The sequence below is a fragment of the Micromonospora sp. NBRC 107095 genome, from assembly GCF_030269705.1.
GTDB lineage: Bacteria > Actinomycetota > Actinomycetes > Mycobacteriales > Micromonosporaceae > Micromonospora > Micromonospora parva.
This window is the reverse complement of the sequence record NZ_BSTU01000008.1, coordinates 69,126-85,876: the sequence shown is the minus strand read 5'-3', so window position 1 is coordinate 85,876 and position 16,751 is coordinate 69,126. Positions and strand designations below refer to the sequence as shown.

The window sequence follows — 16,751 nt, the reverse complement described above, 5'->3', positions numbered from 1 at the left end:
AAGGCTAACAAGGGTGACCTGTTTCCTGCAAGTTAATACAGCCCTCTGCATGATGATGTGGGATCCTGCCCCACCCTCGCGATCGTGCACTTACTGCGCCCGGATAGCCGACCAAGGGCGCTGATCGGCAACACAGACGGCAAGATCGCGAGGGTGGGAGCGGGAGTGACTAGCGCGCGTCAGGCGCCGCGCAGGGTCGCGCCGAGGCGCTCGGCCGCGACCGCGACCGCGGCGTCGCGTGCCGCGACGGCCTCCTCGACGGTGAGCGTCCGGTCCGGTGCCCGGAAGGTCAGCTTGTACGCCAACGACCGGCGACCCTCGCCCAGCTGCGCGCCGGAGTACACGTCGAACAGCCGCACGTCCTCCAGCAGCTCGCCGGCGCCCGCCTCCAACGCCCGGCGCACCTGCTCCGCCGGCACCGAGTCGTCCACCACCAACGCCACGTCGATCAGCGCCGGCGGGAAACCGGAGACCGTCGGCGCGGGCGTCACCGGGGTCGGCGGCAGCGTGTCGAGGTTCAGCTCCATCGCGCAGGTGCGACGGGGCAGCTCCAACGCCGCGACCACCGCCGGGTGCAGCTCGCCGGCGTGTCCGACGACCACGCCGTCGACCCGCAGCTCGGCGCAGCGGCCCGGGTGCCACGGGGCGTACTCGGCGGCACGCACCTCGACCCGCTCGTCAGGGATCCCGGCGGCGGCCAGCACGTCCCGGGCCGCCTCGATGGCGTCCGCCCAGCCGGCCGGCCGACCCGGCCCCCACCAGCCGGCCGGGTCGATGTCCCCGCTGAGCACCACCGCGACATGCACCGGTTGCGCCGGCACCACCGCGTCGGCGGCCGCGAACTCCGCGTCGGTGGGCCGCCGGTCCACGCCCATCGCGGGAGGGCTGCCGGCGCCGACGCGCGGGTGGAAGACCGCGCCGATCTCGTAGAGGGCGAGGTCGCGGTGACCCCGACCAAGGTTGCGCTTGAGGGTGCCGAGCAGCGGGCCGAGCAGCGTGGTGCGCAGCAGTGGCTCCTCCTCGGACAGGGGGTTGGCCAGCCGCACCGCGGGCCGACGAGGGTCGTCGGCCGGCAGGCCGAGCTGGTCGGCCAGCTCCGGCGACACGAACGGGTGCGCGAGCACCTCCACGTACCCCCGCTCGGCCAGCGAGTCGGCGACCGCCCGGCGGCGACGCTGCCGTGGGGTCAGACCACGACCGGGGGGCGCGCTCGGCAGCACCGACGGCACCTTGTCGTACCCGTCGAGGCGGACCACCTCCTCGACCAGGTCGGCCGGGTCGGTCAGGTCGGGCCGCCAGGTCGGCGGGGTGACGCTCAGCACCGTCCCCACGCCGCTGGCCACACCGACCGTGCCCGGGTCCTCGGACAACCGGTCCGCGCCCTGCGCGACAGTGCAGCCGACCCGCTCCAGCAGCGCGACCACCCGCGCCGGCGGGTATTCGACGCCGACCCGCCGGGTGGGCAGGTCCGCCGGCAGGCTGATCGGGGTACGCGGCCGGACGTGGTCGATGTCCAGGATCTCCGCGCTCGGGGTGCCCCCGCCGTGCTCGGTGAGCAGCCGCACGGCACGCTCCAGCGCGACCAGCGCCACGGCCGGGTCGACGCCTCGCTCCCAGCGCTTCGCGGCCTCGCTGAACAGCTTGTGCCGGCGGGCGGTGCGCCCGACCATCGCCGGGTCCCAGTGCGCCGCCTCGAAGAGCACGTTCGTGGTGCCGCCGGTGACGACCTCACTGGTCTCGCCGCCCATCACCGCCGCGAGCGAGATGGGCCCGGTGTCGTCGCAGATCACCATGTCGTCGGCGGTGAGCACCCGGTTGACGCCGTCGAGGGTGGTGAGCTTCTCCCCCGCCTCGGCGCGGCGGACCACCAGCGGCCCGACGATCCGGTCGGCGTCGAACGCGTGCATCGGCTGGCCCAGCTCCAACATCACGTAGTTGGTGATGTCCACCGGCAGCGAGATGCTGCGGATGCCGGCGGTGACGAGCCGCTGCTGCATCCAGGACGGGGTGGGCGCGGTCGGGTCGACCCCGCGGACCAGGCGGGCGGTGAACCGGTCGCAGCCGACCGGGTCACGGACCTCCACCGGGTACGCGGGCGTCTCGGTGCCGCCCGGTGCCGGCGCCAGCGCCGGGTCACGCAACGGCACCTCGAACGCGTGCGACAGCTCCCGGGCCAGGCCGCGCAGGCTCAGCGCGTACCCCCGGTCGGGGGTGATCTCCAGGTCGAGCACGACGTCGTCCAGGCCGACCACCGGGCGCGCGTCGTCGCCCGGCTTGGCGGCGGCGTCCGGCGGCAGCACGATGATGCCGGAGTGGTCGTCGCCCAGGCCCAACTCCTTGGCCGAGCAGATCATGCCCGCCGAGTTGTGCCCGTACGTCTTGCGGGCGCCGATCGCGAACCCGCCGGGCAGCACGCCGCCGGGCAGGATCACCACGACCCGGTCACCGACGGCGAAGTTGCGCGCCCCGCAGACGATCTCCTGCGGCTCGCCGGTGCCGTTGGCGGCACCCACGTCGACCCGGCAGAACCGGATCGGCTTCTTGAAACCGGTCAGCTCCTCGATCTCGCGGACCTCACCGACGACCAACTGGCCGGTGACCGACGCGGCCAGGTCCACCACGGACTCGACCTCGATGCCGAGGTCGACCAGGGCCTGCTCCAGGTCGGCGGTGGGCAGGTCGGCGGGGAGGTCGACGTACTCCCGCAGCCAACTGACAGAAACTCGCATGACTTCAGACCACCGTTCCCGTGTCTCGTACCCGCATCGCCTACGCCCCGGTCCCGAGCGCGCGGCTGAACCGCACGTCGCCCTCGAAGAGATGGCGGATGTCGCTGACCCCGTGCCGGACCATCAGGGTCCGGTCGATGCCCATGCCGAAGGCGAATCCGGAGTAGACCTCCGGGTCGACGCCGCAGGCGCGCAGCACCCTCGGGTTGACCATGCCGCAGCCGCCCCACTCGACCCACTGCGGGCCGTCCCGGTGCTCCGGGAACCACACGTCGAACTCCGCCGACGGCTCGGTGAACGGGAAGTAGTGCGGCCGCCACCGGGTCTTCGCCTCCGGGCCGAACATCGCCCGGGCGAAGTGGTCGAGCGTGCCCCGCAGGTGCGCCATCGTGATGCCCTTGTCGACGACCAGACCTTCGGCCTGGTGGAACACCGGGCTGTGGGTGGCGTCGATCTCGTCGGTGCGGTAGACACGGCCCGGCACGATCACGTAGATCGGCGGCTTGCGGCTGAGCATCGTGCGGGTCTGCACCGTCGACGTGTGCGTGCGGAGCACCAGGCCGGAGCCCTCCGGCGCGATGTGGAACGTGTCCATCAACCCACGCGCCGGGTGGTCGGCGGGGATGTTCAACGCGTCGAAGTTGACCCACTCCAGGTCGACCTCGGGCCCCTCGGCCACCTCGTAGCCCATCCCGACGAAAAGGTCGCTGATCGACTCCATCAGGGTGCTCAGTGGATGCCGAGCGCCGCGCGGACGCCTGTCGTAGGGCAGCGTGACGTCCACCCGCTCCTCGACCAGCACCCGCTCGGCCTGCTCGCGCTCCACCACCTCGGCGCGCTCGGCGTACGCGGACTCGATCGCCCGGCGGGCCTCGTTGACCCGCTTGCCGGCGTCGGACTTCGCGGCCGGCGGCAGCGCGCCGATCTCCCGGCGGGCAAGGGAGACCGGTGACCGGTCACCCAGGTGCACCGAACGCAGCGCGGCCAGCGCGTCCGGGTCGGCCGCGGCCTCGAACGCCTTCGTGGCGTCCGCGACGGCCTCGGCCAGGGCAGCGGGGTCGAGCAGGGCGACCTGCTTCGGGTCGTACGGATCGTTGCGGTAGCTCATGGCGTACGGGCACTCCCTCACGGCGGCGCCAGCCCTCCACGGGCGGCTAGGCGAGTCTACGGACGCGCGGCTGTGCCGCAGCCCGCCGGTAGGAGTTACGCAGGGAGCAGGTCAGGCCCGCCGCCCGCCGACACCGGCGGGCTGGCTAAACGAACGCCGTGTCGCGTTCATCGACGGAGCATCTCCCCTGCTGTCAGTCGCGCCGGGTGTGGACACCGTCAGCGCTGTGCTCTCGCTGAAGCGTACAGGCAGACCGCGGCGGCCGCAGCCAGGTTCAGGCTCTCCGCGCGCCCGTACAGCGGCACCCGGACGCGCGCGTCGGCGGCGGCGGTCAGCTCCTCGGGCAGGCCGTGCGCCTCGGAGCCGAACAGCCAGGCGGTGGGCCCGACGAGCCGTCCGTAGTCGGTCAGGTCGTCCAGGTCGCTGTCGCCGTACCCCGTGGTGGCGAAGATCGACAGCCCGGCGGCCCGCAGCGCGTCGACCACCGTGACCGGGTCGGGGGCGCGCACCACGTCGACGTGGAAGAGGCTGCCGGCCGAGGCCCGCACGCACTTGCCGTTGTACGGGTCGACGGCGTCCCCGGCGAAGACCACCGCACCCGCACCGGCCGCGTCGGCGGTGCGCAGCACCGTGCCGGCGTTGCCCGGGTCGCGGATCTCGGCGAGCACCGCCACCAGCCGGGGCGCACCGGCGAGGGCCTGCTCCAACGGCACGTCGAGGTGCCGGCAGACGGCGACCAGCCCCTGTGGGGCGACGGTCTCGGCCAGCGCGGCGAGGGCGTCGTCGGTCACCTCGGAGACCGGCACGTCGGCGTGGGCCGCCGCGGCGGCCAACTCCGGGTGGCGGTCGAGCGCGGTGGTCGTACCGAACAGTTCGGTGACCACCCCCGGCCGCGCGAGGGCCTCGCGGACCGCCTGCGGGCCCTCGGCCAGGAAACGGCCGGTGGCGTCGCGGTCCCGGCGGCGTTGCAGGCGGCGGGCGGCGACAACCCTGGGGGTACGCGGGGTGAAGGCCATGGGGTTTGCTCCTCCGGCACGATTGAGGCGCCCCCCGGACGGCGGTGCCGACGCGGGAGACGCCTCGCTCTGGTGCGTGGGGATCAGGCGGCCTGGGCCGCCGCGCCGCCGGTGCCCTCGGCCGTGACCGCGGCCCGGGCCAGCTCGACGATCGCCGCGAAGGCGGCGGCGTCGTTGACGGCCATGTCGGCCAGGATCTTGCGGTCGACCTCGATGCCGGCCAGACGCAGGCCCTGGATCAGACGGTTGTAGGTCATCCCGTTGGCCCGGGCGCCCGCGTTGATCCGCTGGATCCACAGCTGCCGGAAGTCGCCCTTGCGGTCGCGACGGTCCCGGTAGGCGTACTGCATCGAGTGCAGCACCTGCTCCTTGGCCTTGCGGTACAGGCGGGAGCGCTGACCGCGGTAACCGCTCGCGGTCTCCAGCAGGGTACGACGCTTCTTCTGGGCGTTTACAGCCCGCTTGACGCGTGCCATCTCAACTCCTTCTTACGTAAAGGTGGCGCGCGTCAGCGGCCGAGCAGCTTCTTGATGCGCTTGACGTCGGCCTTGGCCAGCACGACCGTGCCGGTCAGCCGGCGGGTCTGGGTGGAGGGCTTCTTCTCCAGGTTGTGGCGCAGGCCGGCCTGCTGGGCAACGATCTTGCCCTTGCCGGTCACCCGGACCCGCTTACCCATACCCGTGTGGCTCTTCATCTTCGGCATGTGGAACGTCTTCTCCCCTGTTACTCGCCGCTGGTGGCGGCGGTGCCGGTGTCGCCGGCTGCTGCGGTCTCGCCGACCGCCGCGGTCTCATCGGCTGCCGGAGCGGCGGACTCGTCCCCTGCCCGGTCCCGAGGGCCACCGCGCGACGCCGTGGCGGCGACCGCGGAAGCCTTCACGGCCCGGTGCGGAGCGAGAACCATGATCATGTTTCGGCCGTCCTGCTTGGGAGCGGCCTCGACGTATCCCAGGTCCGTGATCTCGGACTCGAGCCGACGCAGGAGCCGGTAACCCAGCTCCGGGCGGCTCTGCTCGCGACCGCGGAACATGATCGTCACCTTGACCTTGTCGCCCGCCTTGAGGAACCGCACCACGTGACCCTTCTTGGTCTCGTAGTCGTGCGGGTCGATCTTCGGCCGAAGCTTCATTTCCTTGATGACGGTCTGCTGCTGGTTACGCCGCGCTTCGCGCGCCTTGAGTGCGCTCTCGTACTTGAACTTGCCGAAGTCCATGAGCTTGCACACCGGCGGGCGCGCCATCGGCGCAACCTCGACCAGGTCCAGATCGACGTCCGCGGCCAGCTGAAGAGCGCGCTCCAGCGGGACGATGCCCACCTGCTCACCCTCTGGGCCGACCAGTCGGACCTCACGTGCCCGGATCTGCTCGTTCACGCGTGGTTCGACGCTGATGGGGCCTCCTCGAGTCGTTTCTGCTCAGTTGCCGACCCCTGCGGCCCCCGGGTGGGGGTCATCCTGGAAAGCAGAAGGCCCCGGCGTATGCCAGGGCCCGCTCGACCGGTCGGCACGATCACAAGGATCGCGCATCCAGCGCCGGGACATGCCCGGAACCGGTGACCGGACCCGGCCACCGTAGCGGTGACTCAGGTGGGAGCAGGCGCTCCGCTTTCAAGGCTGCCTGCTCGCACGCGGAGACAGCCTGGTCGACTCGACAACACTACACCGGCGCCCCGGTCACCCCCAAACCGGGACACCCGGGGCAGCGTCCGGGACGCCGTGCCACCCCTGCGCGGCCCTCACGCGCCTGGCGTCGCTTCAAGATCCGCGCACGTTCCCTGAAACTGCTGCCTCCCGGCGCCGTGAGGCAGCAGTTTCAGGGAAGTTGTCCAGATCTTGGCGAGGGGTGCGCGGCATGCCTGGCCGCTGGGCGGCGACGCGAGGTCGGCGGTTCGGCCGCGGACCGGCGTGGGCGGTGTCGCTGGGGTCAGCGGCCGACGGCGCGTTCGGCGAGGCGGGCCTGGTGGGCCTCGTGCAGGCGGCGCAGCGCGCGGACCCCGTCGACTGCCGACTCCTTGTCAGCGGCCTGGAGGGCGACCATCGGCAGCAGGTCGTCGTCGTGCAGTTCCAGGCTGGCCCACGGCGCGCCCCGGTCGAAGCGCACGCCCCGGACGACCTCCCAGGGCAGCTGGTAGGAGCTGACGATGTTGCGCACCCGGATCCCCCGCGCGTCCGCCTCCACCCGGGGACGGGTGAACAGCAGGCAGCCCAGCGCTCCGAAGATGCCCAGGCCGATCATGGCGATCTGGTCGCCGCGTTGGAAGCTGCCGTAACCATCACCGGTCGGGCCACTCAGCGACGTCGCGACCAGAGCGAACACCACTACCAGGGCGACCGCCGCCGACCAGCAGACCGCGCGGATGCGGCGGGGCTTCAAGCGGACCAGCTCGGTTTCACTCACCCCACCAGTCTGCCATCCGCGCCCGCCCACCAAGCGCACCACCCGCCGAGCACTCACCCCACCCCACCCCGGCCCTGCTCCCGCCCGACCCCTGCGCGGCTGTCGAGCGAGAGCATTGCACCCGATCTTGCATTTCGGTTGCCGACTTGCGGTGATGCCCCTTATCTCTGCACCGAAAGTGCACGATCGGCGCGGCAGGGCCGGCTGGGACGCGGACGGTCAGAGGCGACAGGCGTGGATGTTGGTGACGAGGATGGCACGGGCACCCAACTCGTACAGCTCGTCCATGATGCGGTGCACGTCGTCGCGGAGCACCATCGCCTGCACCGCCACCCAGCCCTCCCGGTGCAGCGGCGACACGGTGGGCGACTCGATGCCCGGGGTGAGCCCGCTGGCCCGGTCCAGCAGACCGGCCGGCACGTCGTAGGCGAGCATCACGTAACGGCGGGCCACCAGCACCCCGTGCAGGCGGCGCAGCAACTGCTCGGCCTGCGCGTGTGCGGGCGCGCCGGTCCGCCGGACCAGCACCGCCGACGAGCGCAGCAGCGGCTCACCGAAGACCACCAGGCCCGCCTGGCGCAGGGTCGCGCCGGTCTCCACCACGTCCGCGATCACGTCGGCGACGCCGAGGCGTACGGCGTTCTCCACCGCGCCGTCGAGACGGATCACGTCGGCCTTGACCCCCACCTCGCCGAGGTGCCGCTCGACCAGCCCCGGGTACGCGGTGGCGATCCGGTGACCGCCCAACTCCTGGACGGAGGCGATGTCGTCGGGGCGGGCGGCAAACCGGAAGGTGGCCCGGCCGAAGGCCAGGTCGACGACCTCCTCGGCCGGCGCGGCCGAGTCGATCAGCAGGTCCCGGCCGGTGATCCCGAGGTCGAGGTCACCGGAGCCGACGTAGGTGGCGATGTCCTTCGGGCGCAGGTAGAAGAATTCGACGTCGTTGGCCTCGTCCCGGCAGACCAGGTCCTTCGGGTCGGTGCGCTGGCGGTAGCCCGCCTCGCGCAGCATCTGGGCGGCCGGTTCGGCCAGGGTGCCCTTGTTGGGAATGGCGACACGCAGCATGACGGAGTGCTCCTTCGATCCGGATGGCGATCAACGGGGTGGGGGCACTCACAGATGTCGGTAGACGTCCTTGAGCTCGAGACCACTGGCGAGCATCAGCACCTGGACCTGGTAGAGCAGCTGGGAGATCTCCTCGGCGGTGCGCTCCGGACCCTCGTGCTCGGCGGCCATCCACGACTCGGCCGCCTCCTCGACGACCTTCTTGCCGATGAAGTGCACGCCCTTGTCCAGCGCGGCGACGGTGCCCGAGCCCGGGGTGCCGGCGGCGGCCTTGGCCTGCAGCTCGGCGAACAACTCCTCGAACGTCTTCACGGGAAGCGATTCTTCCAGCCACCCGGGCAGGGCCCCGCGTCCGGGTCCGCCCGAATCCAGCAAACGGACAATTCCCTACCAACATGGTGGGACAATTGTCGATCGATGCTCATGGAGCCCTACGCTGTCGGCCATGGCCAGCAGATCACGTCTTCTCGCGCTCCCCCTCGCCGGCGCCGTCGTGGTAGCCACCGCCGGATGCGCGCCACAGGACGAGGAACCCACCCCCACTGTCACCGCCACGGCGTCCTGCGCCAAGGACAGCCTGCCCACCCGTACGCCGGGCAAGCTGACCATCGCCACCGACCAGCCCGCGTACGAGCCGTGGTTCTCCGACGACAAGCCGGACAACGGCGAGGGCTTCGAATCCGCCGTCGCGTATGCGGTCGCCGAGCAGCTCGGGTACGCCCGCGCCGACGTCACCTGGACGCGGATCAAGTTCGACAGCGCGATCGCGCCCGGCCCGAAGGACTTCGACTTCGACATCAACCAGTTCTCCATCACCGAGGAACGCAAGCAGGCGGTCGACTTCTCCGCGCCGTACTACCTGGTGCGGCAGACCGTCATCGCGTTGAAGTCCTCGAAGATCGCCGGCAGGACGTCGCTGGCCGAGCTCCGCGACGCCCGGCTCGGCGCGCAGGTCGGCACCACCAGCTACCAGGCGATCACCGACGTGATCAAGCCGACCGCGAAGCCGCAGGTCTACAACAGCAACGACGACGCCAAGAAGGCCCTGCAGAACGGGCAGCTGGACGGTCTGGTGGTGGATCTGCCGACCGCCTTCTACATCACCGGCGCGGAGATCACCGACGCGACGATCGTCGGGCAGGTGCCGCAGGTCGGTACGCCCGAGGCGTTCGGATTGCTGCTGGACAAGAACTCCCCACTGACGCCGTGTGTGAGCGACGCGGTCGGTCAGCTCAGCGCGGCGGGCACGCTGAAGCAGTTGGAGCAGAAGTGGCTCGCTCAGGTGGCGGGGGCGGCCGAGCTGCGGTGACACTTCTGGATCATGTGCCGTCCGAGGCGCAGCTGCGGCGCTCGGCGTACCGGCGTCGGCAGACCGTCTACAGCGTGCTCGTCGCGGCCTGCTCGACGGCGGCGCTCGGCACGCTGCTGGTGATCGCGGTGACCGGGGCGCCGGGCTGGGACCGGGTCCGGCGCTCGTTCCTGGATCCGGAGATCGCCCGCGACGCGCTGCCGACGGTGCTGAGCGGGCTCTGGCTCAACGTCCGGCTGCTGGTGTGCTGCGCGCTCGGCGCGCTGCTGCTCGGGCTGGTGATCGCCGTGCTGCGGACGCTGCGCGGGCCGGTCTTCTTCCCGGTCCGCGCGCTGGCCGCCGGCTACACCTACACCTTCCGGGGCCTGCCGCTGATCATCGTGCTCTACCTGCTCACCCTCGGCGTGCCGGGGCTGCGGTTGCAGGGCATGCCGCCGGTGCTGGTGCTGGGCGGGATCGCGTTGGTCCTCACCTACGGCGGCTACCTCGCCGAGGTGTTCCGCGCCGGCATCGAGTCGGTGCATCACAGCCAGCTCGCGGCGGCCCGCTCGTTGGGGCTGACCCACCGGCAGACGATGCGCCACGTGGTCCTGCCGCAGGCCGTCCGCCGGGTGGCGCCACCGCTGCTCAACGACGTGGTGGCGTTGCAGAAGGACGTGGGGCTGGTGTCGCTCGCCGGGCCGATCGACGCGGTCCGCGCCGCGCAGATCGCCACCGCACAGACCTTCAACTACACGCCGTACATCGTGGCGGGGGTGCTCTTCGTGCTGCTCGCGATCCCGCTGATCGCGGTCACCGACTGGGTGACGCTGCGCGCGGCCCGCCGACAGTCGGGGGGCTGAGCCGTGGCACTGCTGCGCTGTCGGGGCCTGCGCAAGGAGTTCGGCGGGCACACCGTGCTCGACCAGCTCGACCTGACCGTCACCGAGCACCAGGTGGTGGCGGTGATCGGCGCGTCCGGGTCCGGCAAGTCGACACTGCTGCGCTGCGTCAACCTGCTGGAGGAACTCGACGACGGCACCATCGAGTTGGACGGGGAGGACATCTCCGATCCCCGGGTGGACCCGGACCAGGTCCGTCGGCGCATCGGCATGGTGTTCCAGGCGTACAACCTCTTTCCGCACCTGAGCGTGTTGGACAACATCACCCTCGCGCCGCGGCGCGTACACCGTCGGGGCCGCGCGGAGGCCGAGGCGCAGGCCCGGGAGTTGCTCGACCGGGTGGGGCTCGGCGCGAAGGCGGACGCCTACCCGGACCGGCTCTCCGGCGGGCAGCAGCAGAGGGTGGCGATCGTCCGGGCGCTGGCGAACTCACCCCGCCTGATGCTGCTGGACGAGATCACGTCCGCGCTGGACCCGGAGCTGGTCGGCGAGGTGCTGGCGATGGTCCGCGACCTGAAGGCCGACGGGATGACGATGGTGTTGGCCACCCACGAGATGGGCTTCGCCCGGGAGGTCGCCGACGAGGTGTGCTTTCTCGACGCCGGGCGGGTCGTCGAGAGCGGCCCGCCGGAGCAGGTGCTCGGTGAGCCGACCCAGCCCCGGACCCGGCAGTTCCTGCGCCGGATCATCGAGGCGGGTCGGCTCTGAGGGCGGAAGGCGGTGCCTCAGCCGCCGAAGCCGACCCGTTGGGCGTTGCCCGTCGCCACGGTCCGCACGGCCAACGCCGCGTCGAGGGCCGCGACCGTGGCGGCCCAGCCCTTGTCCTCCGCCGAACCGGGCAGACCGGCCCGGTCGCGGGCCTGCTCGATGGTCTCCACCGTCAACACCCCGTGCGCCACCGGCTTGCCCTCGTCCAACGCCACCCGGGTCAATCCGTCGGTGACCGAGCGGCAGACGTAGTCGAAGTGGGCGGTGGCGCCACGGACCACCACGCCGAGGGCGACCACCACGTCGCAGCGGCGGGCCAGGGCCTGCGCCACCACCGGCAGCTCGACCGAGCCGGCGACCCGGGCGACCACGGAACGAGCGCCGCACGCCTCGGCGGCGGCCACCGCCCGCTCCAGCATGTGGTCGGTCAGCTCACCGTGCCAGCGGGCGGCGACGACCCCGACCGTCAGCCCCGCGGCGTCGACCGCCTCGACCCCCGGCTCACCGAAACCCGCCATCGTCATGCTCCGATCTCGTCGTTGGCGACCGGACGCCCCAGCGGCGCCTCGGACTCCTCGTCCAACTCGTCCAGCAGGTGACCCATCCGGTCCCGCTTGGTGCGCAGGTAGCGCATGTTCTCCGGGTGCGCGCCGACCGGCAGGCTCTCCCGGCCGGTGATGGTCAACCCGTACCCCTCCAGCCCGGCCCGCTTGGCCGGATTGTTGGTCAGCAACCGCATCGACCGCACGCCCAGGTCGTAGAGGATCTGCGCGCCGGTGCCGTAGTCGCGGGCGTCGGCCGGCAGGCCCAGGTCGAGGTTGGCGTCGACGGTGTCGCGGCCCAGGTCCTGCAACTGGTACGCCTGCAGCTTGTGCAGCAGCCCGATGCCGCGCCCCTCGTGCCCACGGACGTAGAGCACCACGCCCCGGCCTTCCTGCCCGACCCGGGCCAGCGCGGCGTCCAACTGCGGCCCGCAGTCGCAGCGCAGCGAGCCGAACACGTCCCCGGTCAGGCACTCGGAGTGCACCCGGACCAGCACGTCCTGGCCGTCACCGAGGTCACCCAGCACCATCGCGACGTGTTCGGCCGGGTCGTGCTCGGCGCGGTAGCCGAGCGCCCGGAACACCCCGTGCCGGGTCGGCATCCGGGCGTCGGCGACCTGTTCGACCTGCTTCTCGGTACGCCGCCGGTAGGCGATCAGGTCGGCGATGGTGACCAACGTGAGGCCGTGCTCGGCGGAGAACTTCTCCAGGTCCGGCAGGCGCATCATGGTGCCGTCGTCGTTGACCAGCTCGCAGAGCACGCCGGCCGGCCGCAGCCCGGCCAGCCGGGTCAGGTCGATGCCCGCCTCGGTGTGCCCCGGCCGGCGCAGCACCCCGCCCTCGCGGGCGCGCAGCGGCACCACGTGCCCGGGGCGGGCCAGGTCGGTCGGGTCGGTCGTCGCGGCGGCGAGCAGCCGGCTGGTGTGCGCGCGGTCGGCCGCGGAGATGCCGGTGCTGACCCCTTCGCGGGCGTCCACCGTCACCGTGTACGCGGTGCCGCGCCGGTCCTGGTTGGTGTGGTGCATCGGCGGCAGGTCGAGCCGGTCGGCTTCGCTCTCGGTCAGCGCCACGCAGACGTACCCGGAGGTGTAGCGCACCATGAACGCCATGAGCTCCGGCGTGGCCAACTCGGCCGCGAAGATCAGGTCGCCCTCGTTCTCCCGGTCCGCGTCGTCGACCACCACGACCGGCCGGCCGGCCGCGATGTCCGCGATCGCCTGCTCGATGTCCCCAAAGCTGGTCATGCGACGGCCTCCCGGTAGATGGGCTGACGGACGGTGGCCGTGGCACGCGAGGTGCGCCACCAGGCGGCGAAGCCCCAGACGCAGAGGGCGCCGTAGATCAGGTACATGACTGCCGACGGGTAGAACCCGCCGCGCAGCAGCAGCGGCACGCCGACCGCGTCCACCGCGATCCAGAGCAGCCAGAACTCCACCCACCCGCGGGCCATGCCGTAGGTGGCCAGCAGGCTGCCGGTGAGGATCCAGGCGTCGGGCAGCGGACCCCACGAGCCCAGGGCCTTGAGCAGCGGGTACGCCGCGGCGGTGCCGAGCACGGCGGCCACCAGCAGCAGTAGTCGCTCCCGTCCGGTGGCCCAGCGCGGGACGACCGCCGCCTGCCCGGCGTCGCCGCGGCGGTTGCGCTGCCAGCGCCACCAGCCGTAGACGCTGACCGCGAAGAAGAACACCTGTCGGCCGGCCTGCCCGTACAGGTCGTGCGCCTGCGGGGTGGTGAACACCCCGCCGAGGAAGACGGTGAGCAGCAACGCGTTACCGATCATGCCGACCGGCCACGCCCAGACCAGCCGGCGCAGCCCGAGCAGCGCCGAGATCAGCCCGAACGCGTTGCCGACGATCTCCCGGGCCAGCACCGGCGAGCCGGCGACGTGCACCTGGGCGTCCAGTAGCCAGCTGAGCGGGCCCATCAGGCCACCCCGCCCGAGTTCGAGTCCGCCTGGCGAGCGTCGGTGAGCCGGTCGCCGAGCAGCCGTTCGACGTACTTGGCCAGCACGTCGACCTCCAGGTTGACCGGGTCTCCGACGCCCTTGGCGCCGAGCGTGGTCAGCTTCAGCGTGGTCGGGATCAGCCCGACGGCGAACTCGTCCGCACCGACGGCGGCCACCGTCAACGAGACGCCGTCGATGGTGATCGAGCCCTTCTCCACCACGTACCGGGACAGGCCGGCGGGCAGCCGGAAGCGGACCGTCTCCCACTGCTCGGCCGGTTCCCGGGAGATCAGTTCACCGACGCCGTCGACGTGGCCCTGCACCAGGTGCCCGCCGAGCCGGCTGCCGAGCGCGGCGGCCCGCTCCAGGTTGACCGGGTCGCCGGGGCGCAGCGCGCCCAGCGCGGAGCGGCGCAGCGTCTCCCCCATCACGTCGGCGGTGAAGACCCCGTCGGCCACCTCCACGACGGTCAGGCAGACACCGTTGACGGCGATCGAGTCGCCGTGCCGGGCGTCGGAGGTGACCAGTGGGCCGCGGACGCCGAGCAGCGCCGAATCGCCAGCCGTGGGCGCCACCTGGACGATCTCGCCCATTTCCTCGATAATGCCGGTGAACATCTCAGCCCTCCCTTTTGCGGGGCAAAGCGGTGATCCGGAGATCCGGACCGATCTGCGTAACGTCGACGAACTCCAGATCGATGGCCTCAGCGATGGTGGTCACTCCCGCGTCCACCAGAGCGGTCGGGCCGGCGCCGAGCAACCGCGGCGCGACGTACCCGACGATCTTGTCGACCAGGCCGGCGGCCAGGAACGCCCCGGCCAGCCGGGGGCCGCCCTCCAGCAGCACCGCGCGGACCCCGCGCTGGTGCAGCGCCGCGAGCAGCGCCGGCAGGTCGACCCGGCCGTCCGCGTCGGCGCCGACCTCGTCGGCGGTCGCGATCCACGTCCGTGCCGCGCCGTCGCGGACCCGGGCGTCAGCCGGGGTACGCCCCGAGCTGTCCACCACCACCCGCAGCGGCTGCCGGATGGCCAGGCTGCCGTCGCGCAGGTTGCGGGCGGTCAACCGGGGGTCGTCGGCGAGCACGGTGCCCACCCCGGCGATGACCGCGTCGACAGTGCCGCGCAGCGCGTGCACGTCGATCCGGGCCGCCTCCGACGTGATCCACATGCTGGTGCCGTCCGCCGCGGCGGACCGCCCGTCGAGCGTGGCGGCGTACTTCCAGATCACGTACGGCCAGCCCCGGCGCATCGAGGTCAGCCACGCGATGTTGCCGGCCTCGGCCTCCTCGCCGCGTACCCCCAGATCGACCCGCACCCCGGCGGCGCGCAAGGTGGCGGCGCCCCCGGACGCGACCGGGTTGGGGTCGGGCACGGCGATGACCACCCGACCCACCCCGGCCTGGACGAGCGCGGAACTGCAGGGGCCGGTGCGGCCGGTGTGGTCGCAGGGTTCCAGAGTGACGACAGCGGTGCCACCCTTGGCCCGCCGGCCGGCCTGCGCCAGGGCGACGATCTCGGCGTGCGGGCCACCGGCGTACGCGTGGAAGCCCTCGCCCACGACCTCGCCGTCGGAGTCGAGCAGCACGCAGCCGACCACCGGGTTGGGGCTGGTGGTGCCGAGCCCGCGCGCCGCCAACTCGATCGCACGCCGCATCGCCTCGTCAACGGAGACGCTGGCCATCGCCCTGCCCCTGCCCTCTCACTCGCCGGTCCGCGCGCGGGCGGTCAGGGAGGCGGTGGCCATGGGGCCACGGGCAGGCGGTGGCGGAATCCGGGAACGGCACAGCCGCCCCCGGGGGTCGGCACGGCACGCTGACGCCAGCGGTCGGCTCGGACCCGTCCGTCCCGCGCGCTGTCTCCCATCCGGACTGTCTGGGCGCGGACGAACCGCCCCCAACCGTCGGCCCCGGATTTTCACCAGGTCCACCGGGCGGCAGAGCCGTCCGGGTCGCGGGCTGACCACGGTTGGACCGTGGATCACCGCCGGTTCGGAATTTCACCGAGTCCCGCCAGCGCGTGGTGGGTACACGGGAAGTCTTACACGCCGATCCGGCTCCGCCGCCACCTAGGCGAGCTACTTCACAGCGGTATCACGCTCAGGTGACGCCGCGACGCCGGTCCACCGCCACGTACGAGCCCGGTTGACTCTTGGCGACCGTCTTCATCTCCGAGGCCATCGCGATCGCCTCGAGGGGGTCGGAGAACCGCTTGCCGGCGTCGGAGAGGGAGACCCCGATGGAGAGGGTGACCAGGGCGGCGCGCCGGATGTTGCCCCGCCGGTCCTTCAACTCGACGAAGCCGCGCTCCCGGTCGGTCGGGTCGTAGAGCGTGTCGGCGGCGTTCTCGAAGTCGACCACCGCCTGGGAGGTGAGCGGGCGCACCTGGTCCGGGGCGCAGACGATGACGAAGTCGTCACCGCCGACGTGACCGAGGAAGGCCGGTGGCAGCCCGACGCCCACCACCGCCCGGTGCAGGCTGCGGGCCAGCGCGGAGATGAAGTCGTCGCCACGGACGAAGCCGTACCGGTCGTTGACGCTCTTGAACCGGTCGATGTCGACGTAGCCGACCGCGTAGTCCACGCCCTGTCGGACCCGGTCGCTGATCTCCCGACGGATCCGGCTGTTGCCGGGCAGCCCGGTCAGCGGGGAGACCTCCCGGAACTCCTTGTTACGGCGCAACGTGGACGACACCCGGGCCACCAGTTCGGCGGTGTCGAACGGCTTGACCAGGTAGTCGTCCGCGCCGGCGCTGAGCCCGTGCACCTTGTCGACGGTCATTCCCTTGGCCGTCAGCATGATCACCGGAAGGGCGGAGGTCATCGGGTCGGCGCGCAGCCGCCGGGTCAGCTCCAGCCCGTCGATCCGGGGCATCATGAGGTCGACCACCGCCAGATCCGGCCGCTGGCGCTCGATGACCTCCAGAGCCTCCTGGCCGTCGCTGGCGTGGATCACCTCGAAGCCGTGCAGCCGCAGGTTGAAGTCGACGAAACGTGCGATGTCCTCGTCGTCGTCCACGACGAGGATGACGTCCTTGCGGTCGGCCTCGGGCTCCACC

Annotated in this window: 18 protein-coding genes and 1 riboswitch; of the genes, 3 read left to right on the top strand and 15 right to left on the bottom strand. The window is 72.0% G+C overall.

Annotation, left to right across the window (positions count from 1 at the left end):
• Positions 1 to 179 precede the first annotated feature (179 nt).
• From pheT to QSK15_RS31390, 9 genes are all read right to left on the bottom strand, one after another.
• The gene (pheT, locus tag QSK15_RS31430) at positions 180 to 2,729 is read right to left on the bottom strand and encodes a phenylalanine--tRNA ligase subunit beta (protein ID WP_285797666.1); all 2,550 of its coding nucleotides are present in this window, start codon (positions 2,727 to 2,729) and stop codon (positions 180 to 182) included.
• Between the two features lie 40 nt (positions 2,730 to 2,769).
• Positions 2,770 to 3,837: a phenylalanine--tRNA ligase subunit alpha gene (pheS, locus tag QSK15_RS31425; protein WP_285797665.1), complete on the bottom strand. Its 1,068-nt coding sequence runs from the start codon at positions 3,835 to 3,837 to the stop codon at positions 2,770 to 2,772.
• 218 nt (positions 3,838 to 4,055) lie between these two features.
• Complete coding sequence (locus QSK15_RS31420) at positions 4,056 to 4,853, bottom strand: TrmH family RNA methyltransferase (RefSeq protein WP_285797664.1); 798 nt, start codon at positions 4,851 to 4,853, stop codon at positions 4,056 to 4,058.
• Positions 4,854 to 4,936: 83 nt separating this feature from the next.
• Positions 4,937 to 5,329 (bottom strand): 50S ribosomal protein L20, encoded by a 393-nt coding sequence (gene rplT, locus QSK15_RS31415; protein WP_091095519.1) that lies wholly within the window; start codon positions 5,327 to 5,329, stop codon positions 4,937 to 4,939.
• Positions 5,330 to 5,361: 32 nt separating this feature from the next.
• The gene (rpmI, locus tag QSK15_RS31410) at positions 5,362 to 5,556 is read right to left on the bottom strand and encodes a 50S ribosomal protein L35 (protein ID WP_030488428.1); all 195 of its coding nucleotides are present in this window, start codon (positions 5,554 to 5,556) and stop codon (positions 5,362 to 5,364) included.
• Positions 5,557 to 5,576: 20 nt separating this feature from the next.
• Entirely contained in the window at positions 5,577 to 6,224 is a 648-nt protein-coding gene (gene infC / locus QSK15_RS31405) for a translation initiation factor IF-3 (protein ID WP_030335715.1), read from the bottom strand.
• Positions 6,225 to 6,774: 550 nt separating this feature from the next.
• Entirely contained in the window at positions 6,775 to 7,248 is a 474-nt protein-coding gene (locus QSK15_RS31400; RefSeq protein WP_285797663.1) for a PH domain-containing protein, read from the bottom strand.
• 219 nt (positions 7,249 to 7,467) lie between these two features.
• Entirely contained in the window at positions 7,468 to 8,313 is an 846-nt protein-coding gene (hisG, locus tag QSK15_RS31395; RefSeq protein ID WP_285797662.1) for an ATP phosphoribosyltransferase, read from the bottom strand.
• Between the two features lie 48 nt (positions 8,314 to 8,361).
• On the bottom strand, positions 8,362 to 8,625 hold the full coding sequence (locus QSK15_RS31390; RefSeq protein ID WP_030335709.1) for a phosphoribosyl-ATP diphosphatase: 264 nt from the start codon (positions 8,623 to 8,625) through the stop codon (positions 8,362 to 8,364).
• A gap of 133 nt (positions 8,626 to 8,758) precedes the next feature.
• Here QSK15_RS31390 and QSK15_RS31385 point away from each other — a divergent pair, with 133 nt between their 5' ends.
• The 3 genes from QSK15_RS31385 to QSK15_RS31375 are packed head-to-tail and all read left to right on the top strand — an operon-like array spanning position 8,759 to position 11,211.
• Entirely contained in the window at positions 8,759 to 9,622 is an 864-nt protein-coding gene (locus QSK15_RS31385) for an ABC transporter substrate-binding protein (protein ID WP_285797661.1), read from the top strand.
• Complete coding sequence (locus QSK15_RS31380; protein WP_285797660.1) at positions 9,619 to 10,464, top strand: amino acid ABC transporter permease; 846 nt, start codon at positions 9,619 to 9,621, stop codon at positions 10,462 to 10,464. The genes QSK15_RS31385 and QSK15_RS31380 overlap by 4 nt, the downstream gene beginning before the upstream one ends.
• Positions 10,465 to 10,467: 3 nt before the next feature.
• Positions 10,468 to 11,211 (top strand): amino acid ABC transporter ATP-binding protein, encoded by a 744-nt coding sequence (locus tag QSK15_RS31375; RefSeq protein ID WP_285797659.1) that lies wholly within the window; start codon positions 10,468 to 10,470, stop codon positions 11,209 to 11,211.
• 17 nt (positions 11,212 to 11,228) lie between these two features.
• Here QSK15_RS31375 and ribH read toward each other — a convergent pair whose 3' ends face one another.
• The 6 genes from ribH to QSK15_RS31345 form a co-directional block, all read right to left on the bottom strand.
• Entirely contained in the window at positions 11,229 to 11,729 is a 501-nt protein-coding gene (gene ribH / locus QSK15_RS31370; RefSeq protein ID WP_285797701.1) for a 6,7-dimethyl-8-ribityllumazine synthase, read from the bottom strand.
• A 2-nt stretch (positions 11,730 to 11,731) separates the two neighbouring features.
• On the bottom strand, positions 11,732 to 12,997 hold the full coding sequence (locus QSK15_RS31365) for a bifunctional 3,4-dihydroxy-2-butanone-4-phosphate synthase/GTP cyclohydrolase II (protein ID WP_285797658.1): 1,266 nt from the start codon (positions 12,995 to 12,997) through the stop codon (positions 11,732 to 11,734).
• Positions 12,994 to 13,677: a nicotinamide riboside transporter PnuC gene (pnuC, locus tag QSK15_RS31360; protein WP_285797657.1), complete on the bottom strand. Its 684-nt coding sequence runs from the start codon at positions 13,675 to 13,677 to the stop codon at positions 12,994 to 12,996. The genes QSK15_RS31365 and pnuC overlap by 4 nt, the downstream gene beginning before the upstream one ends.
• Positions 13,677 to 14,315 carry a riboflavin synthase gene (locus tag QSK15_RS31355; RefSeq protein WP_285797656.1) on the bottom strand — a complete coding sequence of 213 codons (639 nt, stop codon included), beginning with the start codon at positions 14,313 to 14,315 and terminating at the stop codon, positions 13,677 to 13,679. Before QSK15_RS31355 ends, pnuC begins: the two co-directional genes overlap by 1 nt.
• Before the next feature lies 1 nt (position 14,316).
• Positions 14,317 to 15,378, bottom strand: coding sequence for a bifunctional diaminohydroxyphosphoribosylaminopyrimidine deaminase/5-amino-6-(5-phosphoribosylamino)uracil reductase RibD (gene ribD, locus QSK15_RS31350; protein ID WP_285797655.1), 1,062 nt, complete (start codon positions 15,376 to 15,378; stop codon positions 14,317 to 14,319).
• A gap of 166 nt (positions 15,379 to 15,544) precedes the next feature.
• A riboswitch (FMN riboswitch) is annotated at positions 15,545 to 15,715 on the bottom strand.
• A gap of 78 nt (positions 15,716 to 15,793) precedes the next feature.
• On the bottom strand, positions 15,794 to 16,750 hold the full coding sequence (locus QSK15_RS31345) for a response regulator (RefSeq protein ID WP_285797654.1): 957 nt from the start codon (positions 16,748 to 16,750) through the stop codon (positions 15,794 to 15,796).
• Position 16,751: the final 1 nt, after the last annotated feature.

What these genes read in the sequence shown, in the direction of transcription:
- pheT (WP_285797666.1), bottom strand. Translation starts at nt 2,729, where the DNA reads ATGCGAGTTTCTGTCAGTTGGCTGCGGGAGTACGTCGACCTCCCCGCC.
- pheS (WP_285797665.1), bottom strand. Translation starts at nt 3,837, where the DNA reads ATGAGCTACCGCAACGATCCGTACGACCCGAAGCAGGTCGCCCTGCTC.
- QSK15_RS31420 (WP_285797664.1), bottom strand. Translation starts at nt 4,853, where the DNA reads ATGGCCTTCACCCCGCGTACCCCCAGGGTTGTCGCCGCCCGCCGCCTG.
- rplT (WP_091095519.1), bottom strand. Translation starts at nt 5,329, where the DNA reads ATGGCACGCGTCAAGCGGGCTGTAAACGCCCAGAAGAAGCGTCGTACC.
- rpmI (WP_030488428.1), bottom strand. Translation starts at nt 5,556, where the DNA reads ATGCCGAAGATGAAGAGCCACACGGGTATGGGTAAGCGGGTCCGGGTG.
- hisG (WP_285797662.1), bottom strand. Translation starts at nt 8,313, where the DNA reads ATGCTGCGTGTCGCCATTCCCAACAAGGGCACCCTGGCCGAACCGGCC.
- QSK15_RS31385 (WP_285797661.1), top strand. Translation starts at nt 8,759, where the DNA reads ATGGCCAGCAGATCACGTCTTCTCGCGCTCCCCCTCGCCGGCGCCGTC.
- ribH (WP_285797701.1), bottom strand. Translation starts at nt 11,729, where the DNA reads ATGGCGGGTTTCGGTGAGCCGGGGGTCGAGGCGGTCGACGCCGCGGGG.
- QSK15_RS31365 (WP_285797658.1), bottom strand. Translation starts at nt 12,997, where the DNA reads ATGACCAGCTTTGGGGACATCGAGCAGGCGATCGCGGACATCGCGGCC.
- pnuC (WP_285797657.1), bottom strand. Translation starts at nt 13,677, where the DNA reads ATGGGCCCGCTCAGCTGGCTACTGGACGCCCAGGTGCACGTCGCCGGC.
- QSK15_RS31355 (WP_285797656.1), bottom strand. Translation starts at nt 14,315, where the DNA reads ATGTTCACCGGCATTATCGAGGAAATGGGCGAGATCGTCCAGGTGGCG.
- ribD (WP_285797655.1), bottom strand. Translation starts at nt 15,378, where the DNA reads ATGGCCAGCGTCTCCGTTGACGAGGCGATGCGGCGTGCGATCGAGTTG.